The 19,355-nt window shown below is 71.8% G+C and carries 13 protein-coding genes and 1 pseudogene; 6 read left to right on the top strand and 8 right to left on the bottom strand.

Annotation, left to right across the window (positions count from 1 at the left end; genetic code table 11):
- Window positions 1-66: 66 nt before the first annotated feature.
- The gene (locus tag AB0J21_RS09830) at window positions 67-708 is read left to right on the top strand and encodes a TetR/AcrR family transcriptional regulator (RefSeq protein WP_363145340.1); all 642 of its coding nucleotides are present in this window, start codon (window positions 67-69) and stop codon (window positions 706-708) included.
- Window positions 709-835: 127 nt separating this feature from the next.
- Here AB0J21_RS09830 and AB0J21_RS09825 read toward each other — a convergent pair whose 3' ends face one another.
- A complete protein-coding gene (locus AB0J21_RS09825) occupies window positions 836-2,890 on the bottom strand; it encodes a PhoX family phosphatase (protein ID WP_363145339.1) in 2,055 nt (684 codons plus the stop codon).
- A 347-nt stretch (window positions 2,891-3,237) separates the two neighbouring features.
- On the opposite strand from AB0J21_RS09825, the gene AB0J21_RS09820 reads away from it, so the two are divergent.
- Together AB0J21_RS09820 and metG are read left to right on the top strand one after the other, a co-directional pair.
- A complete protein-coding gene (locus tag AB0J21_RS09820; RefSeq protein WP_363145338.1) occupies window positions 3,238-4,872 on the top strand; it encodes a VWA domain-containing protein in 1,635 nt (544 codons plus the stop codon).
- 158 nt (window positions 4,873-5,030) lie between these two features.
- A complete protein-coding gene (gene metG, locus AB0J21_RS09815) occupies window positions 5,031-6,746 on the top strand; it encodes a methionine--tRNA ligase (protein ID WP_363145337.1) in 1,716 nt (571 codons plus the stop codon).
- Window positions 6,747-6,812: 66 nt separating this feature from the next.
- Here metG and AB0J21_RS09810 read toward each other — a convergent pair whose 3' ends face one another.
- The 3 genes from AB0J21_RS09810 to aspS form a co-directional block, all read right to left on the bottom strand.
- Entirely contained in the window at window positions 6,813-7,217 is a 405-nt protein-coding gene (locus AB0J21_RS09810; protein WP_363145336.1) for a PIN domain-containing protein, read from the bottom strand.
- Window positions 7,214-7,492 carry a hypothetical protein gene (locus AB0J21_RS09805; protein WP_363145335.1) on the bottom strand — a complete coding sequence of 93 codons (279 nt, stop codon included), beginning with the start codon at window positions 7,490-7,492 and terminating at the stop codon, window positions 7,214-7,216. Before AB0J21_RS09805 ends, AB0J21_RS09810 begins: the two co-directional genes overlap by 4 nt.
- 219 nt (window positions 7,493-7,711) lie before the next feature.
- Window positions 7,712-9,475, bottom strand: a complete 1,764-nt coding sequence (aspS, locus tag AB0J21_RS09800) for an aspartate--tRNA ligase (RefSeq protein ID WP_363145334.1) — start codon at window positions 9,473-9,475, stop codon at window positions 7,712-7,714.
- Between the two features lie 245 nt (window positions 9,476-9,720).
- Here aspS and AB0J21_RS09795 point away from each other — a divergent pair.
- Window positions 9,721-12,213: pseudogene (locus AB0J21_RS09795) on the top strand (SpoIIE family protein phosphatase); the annotation flags it as partial.
- A gap of 256 nt (window positions 12,214-12,469) precedes the next feature.
- Here the strand turns inward: AB0J21_RS09795 and AB0J21_RS09790 are convergent.
- From AB0J21_RS09790 to AB0J21_RS09780, 3 genes are all read right to left on the bottom strand, one after another.
- A complete protein-coding gene (locus AB0J21_RS09790; RefSeq protein WP_363145333.1) occupies window positions 12,470-13,609 on the bottom strand; it encodes an AI-2E family transporter in 1,140 nt (379 codons plus the stop codon).
- Between the two features lie 254 nt (window positions 13,610-13,863).
- Window positions 13,864-14,730 carry a TIGR03620 family F420-dependent LLM class oxidoreductase gene (locus AB0J21_RS09785; RefSeq protein WP_363145332.1) on the bottom strand — a complete coding sequence of 289 codons (867 nt, stop codon included), beginning with the start codon at window positions 14,728-14,730 and terminating at the stop codon, window positions 13,864-13,866.
- Window positions 14,731-15,072: 342 nt separating this feature from the next.
- A complete protein-coding gene (locus AB0J21_RS09780; RefSeq protein WP_363145331.1) occupies window positions 15,073-16,029 on the bottom strand; it encodes a pirin family protein in 957 nt (318 codons plus the stop codon).
- A gap of 127 nt (window positions 16,030-16,156) precedes the next feature.
- Between AB0J21_RS09780 and AB0J21_RS09775 the strand changes: the two genes are divergently transcribed.
- Window positions 16,157-16,555: a VOC family protein gene (locus AB0J21_RS09775; protein WP_363145330.1), complete on the top strand. Its 399-nt coding sequence runs from the start codon at window positions 16,157-16,159 to the stop codon at window positions 16,553-16,555.
- A gap of 122 nt (window positions 16,556-16,677) precedes the next feature.
- Here AB0J21_RS09775 and AB0J21_RS09770 read toward each other — a convergent pair whose 3' ends face one another.
- Window positions 16,678-17,142 carry an SseB family protein gene (locus AB0J21_RS09770; RefSeq protein WP_363145329.1) on the bottom strand — a complete coding sequence of 155 codons (465 nt, stop codon included), beginning with the start codon at window positions 17,140-17,142 and terminating at the stop codon, window positions 16,678-16,680.
- A gap of 218 nt (window positions 17,143-17,360) precedes the next feature.
- Between AB0J21_RS09770 and AB0J21_RS09765 the strand changes: the two genes are divergently transcribed.
- The gene (locus tag AB0J21_RS09765) at window positions 17,361-19,187 is read left to right on the top strand and encodes an acyl-CoA dehydrogenase (RefSeq protein WP_363145328.1); all 1,827 of its coding nucleotides are present in this window, start codon (window positions 17,361-17,363) and stop codon (window positions 19,185-19,187) included.
- Window positions 19,188-19,355: the final 168 nt, after the last annotated feature.

Below are 19,355 nucleotides of genomic sequence, written 5' to 3'. Positions count from 1 at the left end.
GTGATCCCCCAGAGTTTTGGAACGCTGTTTTGAAACGATGTTAGCAGTACCGGTAAACTGCTTTTCATGGGAAGGCCGAGAACGAACGACGCCGCCGTCAGAGAACGGCTGCTCGCCTGCGCCACCGAGATGTTCGCCACCCGTCCGCAGGAGTCGGTCACCGTCCGCGCACTGGCCACTGCCGCCGGAACGTCGACGGCTGCGGTGTACACGCTGTTCCAGGGGAAGGACGGGCTGGTCCGCGAGGTCCGCGACCAGGCGGTCGCCGGCCTGTTCCAGGACCTGACGGCCGTCCCCGCCTCGGAGGCCGCCCTGGATGACCTGGACGCGCTGGCCACGGCGTATCGCCGTTGGGGACGCGAACACCGCCATCTCTACGCGGTGTTGTTCGGTGGCGCGCAGTCCTTCGTACCGTCAGCCCGGGTCGGCGACCGCGACCCGGTACGCCCGCTCGTCGCGGCGATCGACCGTGCCGTGGCCGACCACGTCCTCGCGGGCGACACCACACTGATCGCCGTCTCCCTGTGGGTCGCCCTGCACGGGCTCGTGACCCTCGAACTCGCCGGCGGGCTCGACGGCACCGCGGCCGACACCGCGTTCCGGTCAACGATCGACGCCGTACTGCGCGGCTGGGCAACCCCCACCGCCCTCCCCGGCCTTCGACGCCCGGACCCGGCGCGTGCGGCGGGTACTCCGCAGGCCACATGAACACGGCGGCCGTGGAGGGCCGGTCGTCCTGGTGGAAAACGCGCGGGGGAGAGCGGGAAGGGACGGCCGGGCGGACCAGCCCTCCCCCCGCCGCCCCGCCGACTGACTCACCGGCTCCGTACGCCGCTCAGACGCCGATCGCGCCGCCGTCCTCGCGCCACACCGCGACGACCGAGGGCCGGACGATGCGGCCCCTGCCGTCCGGCCACACCGAGGCCGGATTCTCCACGCTCGCCGCGTCGACCTCGCCCGGGTGCTGCACCGCGACCAGGACCCGGCGGTCCTGGATCACCGGGCCGCAGGTCTCCGCGCCCTTCGGCATCGTCAGGAACTGCTTCAGCTCCCCGCGCCGCTCCCCCGCCGTCGCCACCCCGAACAGGCCGTCGTGCGAGCCGAGTTGCGCCCCGTCCGTGGAGATCCACAGGTTGCCGTGCGGGTCGAAGGCCACGTTGTCCGGGCAGGAGATGGGGCTCACCCGCTCCTTCGGGAAGCCCGCGAAGTACGTCGCCGGGTCCTTCGGGTCCCCCGCCACCAGGAACAGCCGCCACGCGAAACCGTCCGCCGCCGGGTCGTCCCAGTGCTCGGCCAGCTCCAGCACATGGCCGTGCTTGTTCGCCGTGCGCGGGTTCGCCTCGTCGGCGGGGGCCCTGCCGCTCGCGCCCCGGTCCGTGTTGTTGGTGAGCGCGACGTACACCCGGCCGGTGCGCGGCGAGGGCTCGACGTCCTCGGGGCGGTCCATCTTCGTCGCGCCGACCTTGTCCCCGGCCAGCCGGGTGAAGACGTACACCTCGTCGGCGCTCATCCCCGGCACGTGCGAGGTGTCCCCGGTCGCGAGCGGAACCCAGGTGCCCGAACCGTCGAACTCCCCGTCGACCGGCGGCTTCCCGCTCCCGTCGATCTCGGCGGCCGGGGAGTCCCCCGTCAGCTTCGCCACGTACAGGGTGCCCTCGTCGAGCAGCGTGCGGTTGTGCTCGCGGGCCGCGCGCCCGCCGCCCTCGCGCATCCGCCGCGAGGACACGAACTTGTACAGGTAGTCGAACTTCTCGTCGTCGCCCATGTAGACGACGGCCCGGCCGTCGGCGGTCAGCCTCGGCTGCGCCGCCTCGTGCTTGAAGCGGCCCAGCGCGGTGCGCTTGCGCGGGGTGAAGTCCGGGTCGTACGGGTCGAGTTCCACGACCCAGCCGAAGCGGTGCGGCTCGTTCGGCTCGCGCGCCACGTCGAAACGCGGGTCGAAGCGTTCCCACTTGCGCTCGCTCGCCCCCGTACCGATGCCGTACCGCTTGTCGGTCACCGAGGAGGCGTGGGCGAAGTACTGGTTGAAGTTCTCCTCACCGTGCAGGGTCGTGCCCCACGGCGTCGTCCCGCCCGCGCAGTTGTTGAGCGTGCCGCGCACCCGGCTGCCCGTGCGGTCGGCCGAGGTACGCAGCAGCTCACTGCCCGCCGCCGGACCCGTCAGCAGGAACTCGCTGGTCGCCGTCAGCCGCCGGTTCAGCGCGTGCCGGGGCACCGGGCTCAGCGCCCCCGTCCTGCGGTCCTCCTCGACCACGACGACGGAGAGACCGTGCGCGGCCCACGCGATCTCGACCTGCTCCCGGGTCGGCGCGTCCGGGTCGTAGCCCCGGAACATGAGGACCTCGTCGGTGTACTCGTGGTTCGCCACCAGAATCTGCCGGCGGGCCGCGACACCCCGTTCCCTCTCCAACGGGAGCAGGCTCAGGAAATCGTTGTTGTAACCGAACTGCTTCGCCTGCGCCCGCGCCGACTGCCGTTCCGCGTCGAATGCGGGCGCCCCGCGAAGAATCGGTTCACCCCAGCGGATCACGATGTTCTGCCGATATCCGGGCGGAACGGTCACGCGGTCCGCCGTGTTGGGCGGTACGGGCGTGAAACGCAGGCCCTTCGCACCGTCCCCGGGTCGCGTGCCGTGCCCGGGACCGCCGCCCGCCGCCCGCGCCTCGGAGGCCGGCAGGACACTCGCCCCCGCCGCCGAGGCCAGGGTCACCACGGCGGCCGTGCCGAGCACCGCGCGGCGGCTCAGCGCGCGGGCCAGGACCTCGCCGAAGTACGGGTTGTCACTCGTGTTGGGGACCTCGTGGAAGCACGCGTCCCCGCAGCGGAAACGGCAGGTCAACGCCGATCTGCCGCCCTGGTGCGAGCCGATCAGCGGGAGGTGTGGGCGCACGGTCTCCACCGTCCATTCCTGGGTCTGTCGTTCGCCGGTGCGGTACGTGACGGGGCTGACGCCAGGAGGGGGCCGGAAAAGCGCGGCGGCAGCGGAATGGAGGAACCGTGAACTCCGCCCGTACGGCGGATGTTCGGCAATTGATGAGGAGTACATGAGCTTCCCCGGTGCGGGTAATGGACGCACCAAGACCACCCTGCCCATGATCACGTATTACTGCGGCTAACCTTACGTATCCGCCCTGGCCAGGGATTACCGGGAATCAACTCACGCGAAGGGGTGCGCGCATGGGCATTCTGAATCTTCTGCGGAACGCGTTCGGGCGCCGGAAGTCAGATGCGGACGGCGTGCCGGAGGCACGACAGGAGCAGGGCGGGGACACCGCCCTCGCCACGGTCGACACCGCCGACGCGAAGGACGAGGCGCGGGACGGCGCGTCCGCGACGCCCGTGGAGGACGAGGCCGGAACCGGCGCCGAGTCCGGGGGGCAGGGCTCCGCGACGGCCGAGGCGGCCACACCGACCGTCCCCGCGCAGGGCACCGACCCGGTCGAACGCCGCCGCGCCTCCGAGGCGGAGGACCTCGTCGCCGCCGCCTTCGACCGCGCCGACGAGGACGCCGCCACCCCCACCCCGACGGTCCCGAAGCCGTCGGAGCCGGTCGAGGAACGCGAGGACCGCGCGGTCGCCCGGAGGGAGAAGGCGGAGGACGAGGCTGCTGCCGAGAAGCAGTCGGCCCCCACCGAGCCGGTTGAGGCCGCCGAGCCGGTTGAGGCCGAGACGCCGGCCCCCGCCGAGACGCCGGTTGAGGCTGCGGAACCGGTTGAGGCTGCGGAACCGGCTGAGGCCGAGAAGGCCACGAAGCCCACCGAGGACACCGAAGCCACCGAAGCCACCGAGGCCGAGAAGCCCGCCCCGGAGCCGGAACCCGAGGCCGAGCCGGTGGCCAAGGCCAAGGACGAGCCCAAGCAGAAGCCCGCAGCCGAGCCCAAGCCGGAGCCGAAGCCCGCAGCCGAGGTCGACGCCAAGGACAAGGACAAGGCCGACGCCAAGGCCAAGGACGACGCCAAGGCCAAGGACGAGGGAGCCACCGAGGCCAAGTCCCCCCAGCCCGAGGCCGCGCCGAAGCCGAAGTCCAAGGCCGAGCCGAAGACCGCCCCCAAGCCGAAGTCCGAGACCAAGGCCGCCCCCAAGCCGCAGACCAAGCCCAAGACCGCCCCCAAGGCCGATACCTCCGCCCCCGGACCGGCCCCCAAGTCGTCCACCGCCAAGTCCGCCAAGCCCGCCGTCCCCGCCACCCGCGTCAAGTCCAAGGCGCCCGCGCTCGCCGCCGCGTACCAGAGCGCCGGGACCGCGCTGGGTGAGGCGGGGCTGTCCGGGGTGCGGGCGAGCGTGTACCTCGTGCTCGACCGGTCCGGTTCGATGCGGCCGTACTACAAGGACGGCAGCGCGCAGGCGCTCGGCGAGCAGGTCCTCGCGCTGGCCGCGCACCTCGACGCGGACGCCCGCGTGCGGCTCGTCTTCTTCTCCACGGAGATCGACGGGACCGGGGAGCTGAGCCTCGACTCCTTCGAGAACCGGGTCGACGAGCTGCACGCGGCGGCCGGACGCATGGGCCGTACCCACTACGAGCGGGCGATCGAGGAGGTCAGAGCGGCGCACGCCAAGAGCGCGGACCCCTCCCGTCCGGCCCTCGTCGTGTTCCAGACCGACGGGCCGCCCGACGTCCGTACGGCCGCGACGGACGCGCTCAAGGAGGCCGCCGAGGCCGACCCCGGGATCTTCTGGCAGTTCGTGGCCTTCGGCGAGCACGACGCGAAGGGATTCGACTACCTGCGCAAGCTGACCGCGCCGAACGCCGGCTTCTTCCACGCGGGCCCCGTCCCGCGCGAGCTGACCGACACCGAGGTGTACGCGGGCCTGCTCGCCGCCTGGCGACCGGCCGCAGCCGAGGGCGGGCAGCCGGAGACCGCCGCCGGTTAACCCTCCGTACGCGCTCCGCAGCGCACGCGCACCGGGCCGTCCACGGGTGAAAACCCCCGTGGGCGGCTCTTTGCGGTCAGCTACGATTTCAAGGTTCGAATAAGACGGCCGGTACTCACCGTCCCTCACCGCACGTAGCGACTTGGGAGCAGCCCGCGATGGCTCGACACCTCATCACCAGCGCCCTTCCGTACATCAACGGAATCAAGCACCTGGGCAACATGGTGGGGTCCATGCTCCCGGCCGACGTGTACGCGAGGTACCTGCGCCAGCGCGGGCACGACGTGCTGTACATCTGCGCGACCGACGAGCACGGCACCCCCGCGGAGCTGGCCGCCGCCGCGCGCGGCATCCCCGTCGCCGAGTTCTGCGCCGAGGCGCACGACGCGCAGAAGGCGGTCTACGACGGCTTCTCGCTCGACTTCGACCACTTCGGGCGCAGCTCCTCGCAGCAGAACAGGGAGATCACCCAGCACTTCGCGCGCAGGCTCCACGAGAACGGCTTCATCGAGGAGCGCGCGATCCGGCAGGTGTACTCGCCGGTCGACGGCCGCTTCCTCCCGGACCGCTACGTCGAGGGCACCTGCCCGCACTGCGGCTACGACAAGGCGCGCGGCGACCAGTGCGAGAACTGCACGCGGGTGCTCGACCCCACCGACCTGATCGACCCGCGCTCCGCGATCAGCGGCTCCACCGACCTCGAAGTACGCGAGACCAAGCACCTGTTCCTGCTCCAGTCCACGCTCCAGGGCGAGGTGGAGAAGTGGATCGAGGAGGTCGGCGACCACTGGCCGCAGCTCTCCTCGTCCATCGCCCGCAAGTGGCTGACCGAGGGCCTGCACGACCGGGCGATCACCCGCGACCTGGACTGGGGCGTCCCGGTGCCGGCCGACGTGTGGCCCGAACTGGCCGCCGAGGGCAAGGTCTTCTACGTCTGGTTCGACGCGCCGATCGAGTACATCGCCGGCACCAAGGAGTGGGCGGACGCCGCCGCCGACGGCGAGGACCGCGACTGGAAGTCCTGGTGGTACGACGCGCAGGACGTGACGTACACCGAGTTCATGGGCAAGGACAACGTGCCCTTCCACTCCGTGATGTTCCCCGCCACCCAGATGGGCACGCGCGAGCCGTGGAAGCGGGTCGACGTGCTGAAGTCCTTCAACTGGCTGAACTACTACGGCGGCAAGTTCTCCACCTCGCAGCACCGCGGCGTCTTCACCAACGACGCGCTGGAGCTGCTGCCGGCCGACTACTGGCGCTACTTCATGATGGCGAACGCCCCCGAGTCGGACGACTCCTCGTTCACCTGGGAGCACTTCCAGGCCACCGTCAACAAGGACCTCGCCGACACCCTCGGCAACTTCGTCAACCGCGTCCTGTCCTTCTCCCGCAAGCGCTTCGGCGACGCGGTGCCGGAGGGCGGGGCGGCCGGTGCGGCGGAGGCGAAGCTCGGCGAGGAGATCGCCGGCCTGCTCGCCGAGTACGAGGAGCAGATGGAGGCCCTCCAGTACCGCAAGGCGGCCTCGGCGCTGCGCGCGCTGTGGTCGGCGGGCAACTCCTACCTGGAGGAGAAGGCCCCCTGGCTGGAGATCAAGACCGACCAGGAGGGCGCGGCGCTCACCCTGCGCACCGCGATGAACCTCATCCACCTGTACGCGGTGGTCTCCGAGCCGTTCGTCCCGACCTCCGCGAAGGCGATGCGCACGGCGTTCGGACTGCCGGACGACACCGCCACCTGGGTCAGCGCCGAGGAGGCCCGCTCGCTGTCCTCGGTACCGGCCGGCACCCCGTTCATCGTCCCGCCGGTCCTCTTCGCGAAGCTCACCGAGGACGACCTCGACCTCTTCAAGGAGCGCTTCGGCGGCGCGGAGTAACCGGAGCCCCGTACGGCCGCGGCCCCCGCACCCGCACGGTGCGGGGGCCGCGGCCGTACGGCGTCCTCAGACGGCGACGACCCGCACCTGCGGGCCGCACAGCTTGCCCATGTCGTCGGTGTCGGAGGTGAGCATCGCCACCGGACCGGGCTGCCGCAGGGCTGCTTCCGCCACTATGGCGTCGATGGCGTACTTGTGGCCGTGGAGGCCGGTGCGCTTGAGGAGACGAGCCGCCGCGCGAGCGGTTTCGGCAGTGACCTCCTCGATTCTGACCCCGGACAGCAGGTAGTCGAACCGCGGGACGTTCAGCCGGGGGTGGCTCACTTCGATGATCGTGGCGGCGCTGATGACGATGCGGGCCTCCGTGGCGCGGGCGAGCCGAAGCATCGAGCTCACCGTGCGGTCGTCGGCCACCCAGGCGGACAGCCCCTCACTGTCGAGGACGACGGTCCTGAAAGCAGGCGTGATCATGCGGCGTCCCTCCGCATGCCGGGGTCAGCCGACGCCCGCTGGTCCGACTGCGCCGGAGCGCTCCCGTACAAGGCGCGGAAGGCAGCCGCGAGTTCCTCCTCGGTGAACGGGCCGTGCTCCCGCTCATGACGCGCCAGGTCCTCGTCCACCACCTGCCCCCGCATCCGATCGGCCGTCGCCTCCGCCACCCAGCCCGACACGTTGTCCGTCATCTTCTTCAGCGCCTCGACCTGCTCGGTGGGCAGCGTGATGGTGACGCGCGTTGTCTCTCTCATACCGTGAGCGTACTGCGATGCACTACCCGTCGGGGCCATATGGACCCAGAAGGGGCCCAATACACCCAATCGAGTGACCGGCGCGCCTGGGGCCCGGCGGACACGAGCACGGACACGTGCGGACACGTGCGGACATGTGCGGACACGACGGCGCCCCCGGCCGGAACTTCGCGTTGGCGGGTTCCGGCCGGGGGCGCCGTCGTACGGACCAGGGGCCCGCTACTTCTGGACCGGCTTCCTGAGCTGGATGTTCAGCTCGCGCAGGCGGGTCTCCGCCAGCTCGGTGGGCGCGCCCATCATGAGGTCCTGGGCGTTGCCGTTGAGCGGGAAGGCGATCGTCTCGCGGATGTTCGGCTCGTCGGCCAGCAGCATCACGATGCGGTCGACGCCCGGGGCGATACCGCCGTGCGGCGGGGCGCCGAGGCGGAAGGCGCGCAGCATGCCCGCGAACTCGTGCTCGACCGTCTCCCGCTCGTAGCCGGCGATCTCGAAGGCCTTGAGCATGATCGCGGGCTCGTGGTTGCGGATCGCGCCGGAGGACAGCTCGATGCCGTTGCACACGATGTCGTACTGCCAGGCCAGGATGGAGAGCGGGTCCTGGTTCTCCAGGGCGTCCATACCGCCCTGCGGCATCGAGAACGGGTTGTGCGAGAAGTCGATCTTCCCGGTCTCCTCATCCTTCTCGAACATCGGGAAGTCCACGATCCAGCAGAACCGGAACACGTCCTCCTCGAACTGCCCGGCGCGCTTGGCGGCCTCGACACGGACCGCCGACATGATCTTCGAGACCTCGTCGAACTCACCGGCGCCGAAGAACACGGCGTGCCCGGCGGCCAGGCCCAGGCGGTCGGTGAGGACCTTCACGTCGTCCTCGGTGAGGAACTTGGCGATCGGGCCGCTGAGCGCGCCGTCCTCGCCGACCCGGACCCACGCCAGGCCCTTCGCGCCCTGCTCGACGGCGTAGTCACCGAGGCCGTCGAAGAACTTGCGGGACTGGCCCGCGGTGTCCGGCACCGGCAGCGCGCGCACGTGCTTGCCCGCGAACGCCTTGAAGCCGGAGTCGGCGAACACGTCGGTGATGTCGTGCAGTTCGAGCTTCGCGCGCAGGTCCGGCTTGTCGTTGCCGTACTTCAGCATCGACTCGCGGAACGGGATGCGCGGGAACGGCGAGGTCACCGGGCGACCCTGGCCGAACTCGGTGAACAGCTCCGTCATGAGCTTCTCGACGGGCCCGAACACGTCCTCCTGCTCGACGAAGCTCATCTCGACGTCGAGCTGGTAGAACTCGCCCGGCGAACGGTCCGCGCGGGCGTCCTCGTCGCGGAAGCACGGCGCGATCTGGAAGTAGCGGTCGAAGCCGGAGACCATGAGCAGCTGCTTGAACTGCTGCGGGGCCTGCGGGAGCGCGTAGAAGCGGCCCGGGTTGAGGCGGGAGGGGACGACGAAGTCGCGCGCGCCCTCGGGGGAGGTCGCGGTGAGGATCGGCGTCGCCATCTCGTTGAAGCCGAGCGCCGTCATCTTCTGCCGCATCGCGGCGATGACCGCGGTGCGCAGCATGATGTTGCGGTGCATGCGCTCGCGGCGCAGGTCGAGGAAGCGGTACTCCAGGCGCCGCTCCTCGTTGACCCCGTCCTCCGCGTTGATCGTGAAGGGCAGCGGGCCGGCCTCGCCGAGCACCTCGACCTCGCCCGCCTCGACCTCGACCGCGCCGGTCGGCAGCTCGGGGTTGATGTTCTCCTCGCCGCGCGAGACGACCTGGCCGTCGACGCGGACCACCGTCTCCTTGGAGAGCTTGTCGAGCGCCGCGAAGGCCGCCGTGCCCGGACGGGCCACGAGCTGCGTGATGCCGTAGTGATCGCGCAGATCGATGAAGAGGATGCCGCCCAGGTCTCGGCGATTGTGCAGCCAGCCACTCAGCCGGACGTCGGTACCGACGTCAGAGGCGCGGAGCTCGCCGCAGGTGTGGGACCTGTACCGATGCATCGTTCATCCAAGTCTTTGCGAGAGTGTGGGCCCGGGACCCGGTCCGAGGACGGGGGCCTTGCGGGGCGCCGGATGTCTGAAGCCCCCAGGTTACCGCCCGGGACCCCGGCCCCTCTCTCGGATATCGGACGGGACCCCCGCCCCGTCCGATATCCGGGAGAGGGGCCGGACGACGGGAAGCAGGGCCGGTGACAGGCCGCTACGCTCGGTGGCAGCACAGCGGAAATACTTCTTGAAGTGGGGCAATGGGCACCGAGGACGTGACCTACGAACGGACCGCGTGGTCCGGCGTTCCGGCGGCCGCCGAGGTACTGGCCACCGTCGGCACCGGGGTGTGGCGCTGGGACAGCCGCGAGGGGACGATGGCGCTGGACCGCGAGGCGGCCCGGCTGCTCGGGCTGCCCGAGAAGGCGGCGACCGTACCCGAGTCCCGGGTCCGGGCCTGCTTCCACCCCTCGGACTGGAACGAGGTCCAGGGCATCATCACCCTGGCCGCCGCCGAGGGCACCGTGGGCGAGGCCCGCATGCGGATCATGGACGACAAGGGCCACGTCGTCCGCGTCGTACGCACCCGTTCACGGCCCGTCGAGACCGCCGAGCAGCGCGCCGCCCGGGAGAGCGGGAACGGCGGGAACGGCGGGAAGGCCCCGAACGGCACGGGAACCGGGGGCTCCGTCAACACCGAGGAGCCCGTTACCACCGCGAATTCCCCCACGGTCGGCACCACGTCCGAGGACACCGCCGAGGACACCGCCGCAGACCGCTCCGAGGGTCCCGCCGCAGAGGCTCCCGAGGGCGCGGCCGACGAGCGGGCGCTGGACGCCGCCCGCACGGTCGTCGGCGTCGACACCGAGACCCGCGCCGCGCCGTCGAGCGCCCGTCTGGTGGACCGCTACGGCTTCGTCCTCGTCGGCACGATCCAGGAGGTCACCGAGCCCTCCCCCGACACCGTCTCCCGCACCCCGCTGACCGGCGACTGGCGCCGCTCGCGCGAGGCGTTCCTGCTGGACGCGGGCCGGGCGCTGGCCGAGGCCAGGTCCACCACCGAGGTGCTGCGCGTGGCCGCCGGGCTGTCCATGCCCGGGTTCTCCCCGGACGGGCTGGCCGTGTTCGGCGTCGAGGGCGACCACCTCACGATCGTCGGCCACCACGGGCACCGCAAGGACGCCGCCAACCCCTTCACCGACATCTCGCTCGACACCGACTACCCGGCCGCCGAGGTCATCCGCACCGGCCGCGCGATCTACCTGTCCTCCCCGGACGAGTACCGGGGCCGGTACCCGACCGTCTGGCCGATCGTGGCCGACTTCCACCGCCACTCCTGGGCCTTCCTGCCGCTGACCGTCGCCGGCCGCACCATGGGCGTCTGGCTCGCCGCGTTCACCTACCCGGTGTCCTTCACGCCCGACGAACGCTCCGTGCTCACGACCGTCGCGCGGATGCTCGCGCAGGCGCTCACCCGCGCCGGGGTCGCCGAGTCGGAACGCGAACTGACCGAGGGCCTGCAACGCTCCATGCTGCCGACGCTCGGCCCGAAGATCCCCGGGATGACGCTCGCCGCGCGGTACGTGCCGACCGGCGGCGGGCTCCAGGTCGGCGGCGACTGGTACGACATGATCCCGCTGCCCTCGGGCCGGATCGCCCTGGTCATCGGCGACGTCCAGGGCCACGACGTACGGGCCGCCGGGCTCATGGGCCAGCTGCGGATCGCCGTACGCGCCTACGCCTCCGAGGGCCACCGGCCCGACGCCGTACTCGCCCGCGCGACCCGCTTCCTCGCCGGTATCACCGACCGCACGACGTACGGATCGACCGCCGCCGCCCCCACCGGGCAGGAGGAACAGCCCTCGACCAGGCTCTACGGCACCGCCTCCGAGGCGGGCGACGAGGCCGACGACGACCCGCGCTTCGCGACCTGCCTGTACGTCGAGGTGGACCCCTCCAGCGGGGTGCTCGACATCGCCCGCGCCGGGCACCCCGAACCCGCGATCAGGATGAGCGACGGGACCTTCCTGCGCCGCCCCGTCGCGGGCGGGCTGCCGCTCGGCATCGACCCGGACGCCGACTACCCCACGACCCGGCTCGTGCTGGAGCCCGGCGAGACGATGATCCTGTGCACCGACGGGCTCATCGAGACCGGCGGCCACGACCTGGACACCGGCTGGGAGCGGCTGCGGCGCGCCGTCGAGCAGCACCCGGACGACGACATCGAGGCGCTCGCCGACGAGCTGGTGGACGCCGTGCACGGGCCCGCCGCCACCGACGCGGTCGGCCCGCTGCGGGCCCTGCACGAGGACGACATCGCCGTCGTCCTGCTGCGCCGCGCGCTCATCGGCTCCTCGTCGCGGCTGCGGCACCCGCAGGGCCGGCGCGTGATCCTGACCATCGCCCAGGCCGAACCGCAGCGGGTCGCCGGGGCCCGGCAGCAGCTGCGGGAGCTGCTGCACGACTGGCCGGAGCGCGAACAGGTCGACTCGGCGGCCCTGCTGGTGTCCGAGATGATCACCAACGTGCTCGTGCACACCGACGGCGACGCGCTGCTCGTCGCCTCGGTGAACGGTCCGCACGGCTCCCGCCGGATGCGGGTCGACGTGACCGACAGCGACGACAAGCTCCCGCACCGCCGCCACCCCGGCGAACTGGCGTCCTCGGGGCGCGGACTGGTCCTCATGGAACTGCTCGCCGACGCGTGGGGCGTGGAGCCCAGGGGCGACGGCAAGTCCATCTGGTTCGAACTGCGCGAGCGGCCCGAGGGCGCGGAACCCGCCGCCGGTGACGGCGCGGGCACCGGGGCCGGGGACCCCGCCCCCGACCTCGACGACCTGCCCGACCTGGACGACCTGCCCGATCTCGACGCCCTGCCCGGCCTGGACGACGCGGCCCCCGCGCGGGGCGGGGCTCCGGAGGGGCGTGGCAGGAAGTCGTCGTCGGGCGGTTCCGGAGAGGACTGAAGCCAGGGGGACTACGCCTCGGGGACGTCGCGGGGCGCGCGCGTCACGGCCGCTCGGCGCCGGCCCCCTCCCGGCCGTCCCCGCTTCCGTCCCCGTTCCCGTTCCCGTTCCCGTCCCCGTTCCCGTTCCCGTCCCCGTTCCCGTTCCCGTACCGTTCGCGGATCTCGCGGAAGACGCCGAAGGTGGCGGCGGTCAGCGGGACGGCGAGCAGCATGCCGAGGATGCCCGCGAGCGAGGCCCCCGCCGTGATGGTGATCATGACGACGGCCGGGTGCATCTGGACCGTACGGCTCTGGATCAGCGGCTGGAGCAGGTGGCCTTCGAGCACCTGGACGGCGAGGACGACGCCGAGGGCCCACAGCGCGATGACGAAGCCCCGGTCGGCGAGCGCGACGAGCACCGCGACCGTCCCGGAGAGGAAGGCCCCGAGGTAGGGGATGTACGCCCCGAGGAACACCAGCGCGCCCAGCCCCACGGCGCCGGGCACCCCGAGGACCAGCAGGCCCACCGTGATGAAGGTCGCGTCGATGAGCGCGATGATCGTCGTGCCGTGCATGAAGCCCTCGACGGCGTGGAATCCGCGCCGGGTGATGGCCTCCATGAAGTCGGAGGTGTCGCCCGGGGAGAGTGAGCGGATGGTGCGCAGGGCCCGGTCCGCGTCGCGCAGGAAGAAGAACATGAGCAGCAGCGCGAGCACCGCCGCCGCCACGAACTGCCCCACGAGACTCAGCCCGTTGAGCACGCCGGAGGCGGCCGACCCGCCGAACTTGCCGAGGAGTTCACGGGCGTTGGACGCGAGGTCGTCGAGCGAGGTGTCCTCGGCGCCCACCCAGGAGGTGACGTCGTCGACGGCGCTGCGGATCGAGCTCAGGATCTGGTCCCCGTTGTCGACCATGGCCTTCGTGACGATCCACCCGGCCCCGCCGACCGCCGCGACCACCGCGACACAGGTCAGCCCGGCGGCCAGGGAGCGCTGCACCCGCGCCCTGACCAGCAGGTGGTAGAGCGGGCGCAGCAGGGCGGTGCCGAGCGTCGCGAGCAGGATCGGAACGAGCGCCGTCTTCAGCTCCACGCACAGCCAGATCCCGACGGCGGCGACCCCGGTCACCAGGAGCACGAGCACACACCACGCGGCCACCCGGCGCGCGGGCTCGGGCAGGAGGGCGACGAAGGGCTTGGCCATCCCCCCAGCCGACCACGGCCCCCGGCCGCACCCGCCCCGACAGGCCGGACGAGAAGGAGCCCCCCACCGGACGGTGACGGACGGGTGGGCCGTGCGGCGCACACCCGGACCGGGGCGGCGAGTACCGCGAGCACGAGCCGACCGCCGGTACGGGCACGCGCGGGAGACCCCGGAGGCGTACGGCTGCGTATGGCTCGTACGGCTGCCGACCGTCGAGGGACCGCACCGGGGGTGCCCCGGGGTTCCCGCGCGGACTAGGCCGTGACCAGTTCGGGGGCGAGGTCGCGCCAGGCCCGGCGGGCGAAGGTGCCCGGGGTGCCGGTGACCACCTGGACGGCGACGTGATCGGCACCGGCCCGGCGGTGCTCGGCGAGCCGCGCGGCGATCCGGTCCGGGTCCCCCCAGGCGAACAGCGCGTCGATCAGCCGGTCGCTGCCGCCGCCGTCCAGGTCCTCGGCGGTGAAGCCCCCGCGCAGCCACGCGGTCCGGTAGTTGCGCAGCCGGAGGTAGGGGGCGAGCATCGTCCTGGCCGCGGCGCGGGCCGCTTCGGCGCCGGTGTACGGGATGACGGTCTGCTCGACCGCCAGCAGGGGCCCGTCCCCCAGCACCGACCTGGCCCACGCGGTATGGGCCGGGTCGACGAGATAGGGGTGTACTCCTGCGGCTCCTGCGGCTGCCAGCCGGGTCATCTGCGGCCCGTGCGCGCCGATGATCCGCGCGTGCGACGGCAGGGGAGGGGTGGCCGCGTCCAGCGCGTCCAGGTAGGAGCGCAGAGCGTGGTACGGCGCGCGGTACCGGCCGACGAAGTCCGCGTGGCTCACGCCGAGCCCCACGAGCAGCCGGCTCCGTTGCCGCTGCGGGAGCGCGTGGTAGGCGGCGGCGAGCCGCTCCGGGGGCCTCTCCCAGATGGACACGCACCCCGGTACGACGGTGACCCGGCCGGTCGCGGCCAGGACCTCCGCCGCCGTGACCAGGTCCCCGCGGGGGTTGCCGCCCGGGCTGCCGCCGAGCCAGACGGAACCGTATCCGAGCTCCTCCAGCTCGGCGGCGGCGTCCCGTGCCTCGGCGCGGTCCCCGTGGGTGAACGCCAGGCTCCAGACGCCTATCGTCCCGAGATCCATGACAGAGCCTCCTGCAGGGAGCGGGACCTCCGTTGTATCGGCGCGGGCGAAACCTGCCTTCCCGAAGACTCCGACCTGTCCGAAAGCTGGCCGCCAGTGTCCGAATCCCCCGCCTCGCCGCCCCGCCCTCACCCCAGGGCGAGTGAGCCGAAGGGCGTGTCGTGCCCGGAGGCGAACCGGGCCCCAAAAAAGAAGGAAGGCCGGGTGTCCACGGGGGAGAGGAACACCCGGCCTTCCGGCTCGGGGCGGGACGCGCGTGGCGCGGCTCGGTGGCCGCGCGGGTACGTGTATCCGCCTGTGAACCACCGTACCCGGTCGTCGGCCGGGCACGGTGGACGTGGCTCACATGCCGTGCACGGCGGGGACGCTGCCGAGCCGTCCGGCCCTGAAGTCCTCGAACGCCTGCTGGAGTTCAGCCTGTGTGTTCATGACGAAGGGGCCGTAGTGGGCCATCGGCTCCCGGATCGGCGCTCCGCCGAGGAGGACGACCTCCAGGTCCGGGGTATGGCTGTCCTGCTGTTCGTCGGCCCGCACGGTGAGTGTGGAGCCGTCGCCGAAGACGGCGGTCTGCCCGGTGCGCACGGGGCGGCGGTCGGCGCCGACGGTGCCGTGACCGGCGAGGACGTAGACGAGGCCGTTGAAGTCCTGGCGCCACGGCAGGGTCGCCTCGGCGCCCGGCCGGACGGTCGCGTGGATCATCGTGATCGGCGTGTGGGTCGCGCCGGGCCCCTGGTGTCCGTCGAGTTCACCGGCGATGACGCGCAGCAGGGCGCCGCCGTCGTGCGTCGTGAGGAGCTGGACCTGGCCGCCGCGGATGTCCTGGTAGGCGGGGTCCTTCATCTTGTCCCTGGCGGGGAGGTTGACCCAGAGCTGGAGGCCGTGGAAGACGCCGCCCGACATGACGAGGGACTCCGGCGGCGCCTCGATGTGCAGCAGGCCGGAGCCCGCCGTCATCCACTGCGTGTCGCCGTTGGTGATGGTGCCTCCACCGCCGTTGGAGTCGGAGTGGTCGAAGGTGCCGTCGATGATGTACGTCACGGTCTCGAAGCCGCGGTGGGGGTGCCAGGGCGTTCCCTTGGCCTCGCCGACCCCGTACTCCACCTCGCCCATCTGGTCCATCATGATGAACGGGTCGAGATAGCGGTAGTTGATCCCGGCGAAGGCGCGGCGCACCGGGAAGCCCTCGCCCTCGAAGCCGGTCGGCGCGGTCGTCACGGCGAGCACCGGTCGCGGGGTCGCCTCGGCGGGCGCCACCACCCGGGGCAGGGTCAGCGGGTTCTCTACGGTCACTGCGGGCATGTCGGGACCTCCTCGTGAGTCCGAGTTTAGTTGAATCTCGAACTTCTCACCAGACGGAACCCCGGGCGGCGGCCGGACATTCCCGGATTCCGCCCACCGCCCGCCACCCCACTGGTTCACTGCGGGCATGACGAAGGAACCCGGCACGGAGACCGCCCCCGCCCGCTTCAAGGACCTGGCTCTGGACGCGCTCGACCACCAGGGGCTCGCGGACTGGTGGTGCGTGGCGCTCGGCTACGTACGCAGCCCGTGGGAACCGGAGGAGGACAGGCCGCGGCGCCCCCGGCACTGGCCCGTACCGATCGAGGACCCGGCGGGGAACGGGCCGCTGATCTGGCTGAATCCCGTCCCCGAGCCGAAGACGCTCAAGAACCGCCTGCACCTGGACGTGTACGGGGACGTGGCGGCCCTGGTGGACCTGGGCGCGACGCGGCTGAGCGCGCCGGACCCGGAGAACGGCGTGCGGTGGCACGTCCTGGCGGACCCGGAGGGGAACGAGTTCTGCGTGTTCGCACCGGAGGCGTAGGACGCCTTCGAGCTCGCGGCACGCGAGACGTCCCCTTCAGGCGCGCGCGGTCTTCAGGGCGCGGAGGAGGGCCCCAGGGCGCTCGGGACGGCCCCCGGACGGCCTCCGGGCGGCTCAGCCGCTCAGCCGTACATCCGCCGCATCGCGAAGTCGACCATCTCCTCGACGGCCTTCGCGTCGAAGACGATGCGGTGCTCGCCCTCCATGTCGATCACGAAGCCGTACCCGGTGGGCAGCAGGTCGAGCACCTCGGCCCCGGTGATCACGAAGTACTTGGAGTCCTTGCCGGCGTACCGGCGCAGCTCCTTGAGCGAGGTGAACATCGGGATGACCGGCTGCTGGGTGTTGTGCAGCGCGAGGAAACCCGGGTTGTCCCCGCGCGGGCAGTACACCTTGGAGCCCGCGAAGACCTGCTGGAAGTCCTCGGCGGTCTGCTGGCCGGTGGTGAAGGCGCGCACGGCGTCGGCCAGCGAGGGCGGCGAGGGCTCCGGGTACAGCGGAGGCTGCTGCGCGTACCCGCCCTGGCCGTGCTGCGGCGGCGGGGCGTACTGCTGCTGGCCGCCCGCGTTCTGGTCGTAGCCGTACATGGGGGCAAGAGTACCGAGCGGCGGGCCCGGGCGTACGGGGTCCGGCCACCTGCGGCACCCGCGCCGCGCGGGCCCCGAGTGACGGCTTCCTCACCACCTTCGGACCGTCAGGGGTTGCGCCTTATTACTGACGGGTAGCATCATCGGAGCTACTAGCTGGTACATCAACGTGTGGGTGGAGGGCAGCCTCCCCGATTCCGCGCAAGGGAGCCGTCGCCATGGGGCACTACAAGTCGAATCTCCGCGACATCGAGTTCAACCTCTTCGAGGTGCTGGGCCGGGACAAGGTCTACGGCAGCGGCCCCTTCGCGGAGCTGGACGTCGACACCGCGAAGTCGATCCTGAGCGAGCTGAACCGGCTCTCGGAGAACGAGCTGGCCGAGTCCTTCGCCGACGCGGACCGCAACCCGCCGGTCTTCGACCCGGCGACCAACACCGCGCCGGTGCCCGACACCTTCAAGAAGTCCTACGCGGCCTTCATGGAGTCCGAGTACTGGCGTCTCGGCCTGCCCGAGGAGATCGGCGGCACGACCGCCCCGCGCTCGCTGATCTGGGCGTACGCGGAGCTGATCCTCGGCGCCAACCCGGCGGTCTGGATGTACTCCTCCGGCCCCGCCTTCGCCGGCATCCTCTTCGAGGAGGGCAACGAGTGGCAGAAGAAGGCCGCCGCCCTCGCCGTCGAGAGGCAGTGGGGCTCCACCATGGTCCTCACCGAGCCGGACGCCGGCTCGGACGTGGGCGCCGGACGCACCAAGGCCGTGGAGCAGGAGGACGGCTCCTGGCACATCACCGGGGTGAAGCGGTTCATCACCTCGGGTGAGCACGACATGTCGGAGAACATCCTCCACTACGTCCTGGCGCGCCCCGAGGGCGGCAAGCCCGGCACCAAGGGCCTGTCGCTGTTCCTCGTCCCGAAGTACGAGTTCGACCGCGAGAGCGGCGAGCTGGGCGAGCGCAACGGCGTCTACGCGACCAACGTCGAGCACAAGATGGGCCTCAAGGCGTCCAACACCTGCGAGATGACCTTCGGCGACCAGCACCCCGCCAGGGGCTGGCTGATCGGCGACAAGCACGACGGCATCCGCCAGATGTTCCGCATCATCGAGTTCGCCCGCATGATGGTCGGCACGAAGGCCATCGCGACGCTGTCCACCGGCTACCTCAACGCGCTGGAGTACGCCAAGGAGCGCGTGCAGGGCCCGGACCTCGCGAACTTCATGGACAAGACCGCGCCCAAGGTCACCATCACCCACCACCCCGACGTGCGCCGCTCGCTCATGACGCAGAAGGCGTACGCCGAGGGCATGCGCGCCCTCGTGCTGCACACCGCCGTCGTGCAGGACGAGATCGCCGCGAAGGAGGCGGCCGGCGAGGACGCGAGCGAGGCGCACGCGCTCAACGACCTCCTGCTGCCCATCGTGAAGGGCTACGGCTCGGAGAAGTCCTACGAGCAGCTCGCCCAGTCGCTCCAGACCTTCGGCGGCTCCGGGTACCTCCAGGAGTACCCGGTCGAGCAGTACATCCGGGACGCCAAGATCGACACCCTCTACGAGGGCACGACGGCCATCCAGGGCCAGGACTTCTTCTTCCGCAAGATCGTCCGCAACCAGGGCGCCGCCCTGAACACGGTCGCCGAGCAGATCAAGAAGTTCATCGCCGTGGGCAGCGGCGGCGAGGAGCTGGCCGCCGCCCGTGAGCAGCTCGCCAAGGCCGCCGTGGACCTGGAGGCCATCGTCGGCACCATGCTGACCGACCTGGCCGCGACCCAGGAGGACGCCCGCGCGATCTACAAGGTCGGCCTGAACACCACGCGCCTGCTGCTGGCCTCCGGCGACGTCGTCGTCGGCTACCTGCTGCTGCGCGGCGCCGCCGTCGCCACCGAGAAGCTGCCGAGCGCCTCCACCAGGGACACGGCCTTCTACGAGGGCAAGATCGCCGCCGCCAAGTACTTCGCGGCGAACGTCCTGCCGGGCGTCGGCGTCGAACGCGTCGCCGCCGAGAACGTCGACCTCTCCGTGATGGACCTCCCGGAGGAGGCGTTCTGACCCACCCGGCCGGTCCGGGCCGCACGGCTCCCTGACCGGAGCGGACACAGGAGGGGGGGGGGGGGCCGGCGGGCGCGCGGGCGGCCCCCCCCCCCCCCCCCCCCCCCCCCCCCCCCCCCCCCCCCCCCCCGGGGGCGCCCGCCCCCCCCCCCGCCCCCCCGCCCCCGG

The organism is Streptomyces sp. NPDC049954, from assembly GCF_040656295.1.
Classification (GTDB): domain Bacteria; phylum Actinomycetota; class Actinomycetes; order Streptomycetales; family Streptomycetaceae; genus Streptomyces.
The sequence above is the reverse complement of the archived record's forward strand: the minus strand, read 5'-3'. Positions and strand labels throughout refer to the sequence as shown.

What these genes read in the sequence shown, in the direction of transcription:
- AB0J21_RS09830 (WP_363145340.1), top strand. Translation starts at nt 67, where the DNA reads ATGGGAAGGCCGAGAACGAACGACGCCGCCGTCAGAGAACGGCTGCTC.
- AB0J21_RS09780 (WP_363145331.1), bottom strand. Translation starts at nt 16,029, where the DNA reads ATGCCCGCAGTGACCGTAGAGAACCCGCTGACCCTGCCCCGGGTGGTG.
- AB0J21_RS09790 (WP_363145333.1), bottom strand. Translation starts at nt 13,609, where the DNA reads ATGGCCAAGCCCTTCGTCGCCCTCCTGCCCGAGCCCGCGCGCCGGGTG.
- AB0J21_RS09810 (WP_363145336.1), bottom strand. Translation starts at nt 7,217, where the DNA reads ATGATCACGCCTGCTTTCAGGACCGTCGTCCTCGACAGTGAGGGGCTG.
- AB0J21_RS09775 (WP_363145330.1), top strand. Translation starts at nt 16,157, where the DNA reads ATGACGAAGGAACCCGGCACGGAGACCGCCCCCGCCCGCTTCAAGGAC.
- AB0J21_RS09805 (WP_363145335.1), bottom strand. Translation starts at nt 7,492, where the DNA reads ATGAGAGAGACAACGCGCGTCACCATCACGCTGCCCACCGAGCAGGTC.
- AB0J21_RS09765 (WP_363145328.1), top strand. Translation starts at nt 17,361, where the DNA reads ATGGGGCACTACAAGTCGAATCTCCGCGACATCGAGTTCAACCTCTTC.
- aspS (WP_363145334.1), bottom strand. Translation starts at nt 9,475, where the DNA reads ATGCATCGGTACAGGTCCCACACCTGCGGCGAGCTCCGCGCCTCTGAC.
- metG (WP_363145337.1), top strand. Translation starts at nt 5,031, where the DNA reads ATGGCTCGACACCTCATCACCAGCGCCCTTCCGTACATCAACGGAATC.
- AB0J21_RS09770 (WP_363145329.1), bottom strand. Translation starts at nt 17,142, where the DNA reads ATGTACGGCTACGACCAGAACGCGGGCGGCCAGCAGCAGTACGCCCCG.
- AB0J21_RS09785 (WP_363145332.1), bottom strand. Translation starts at nt 14,730, where the DNA reads ATGGATCTCGGGACGATAGGCGTCTGGAGCCTGGCGTTCACCCACGGG.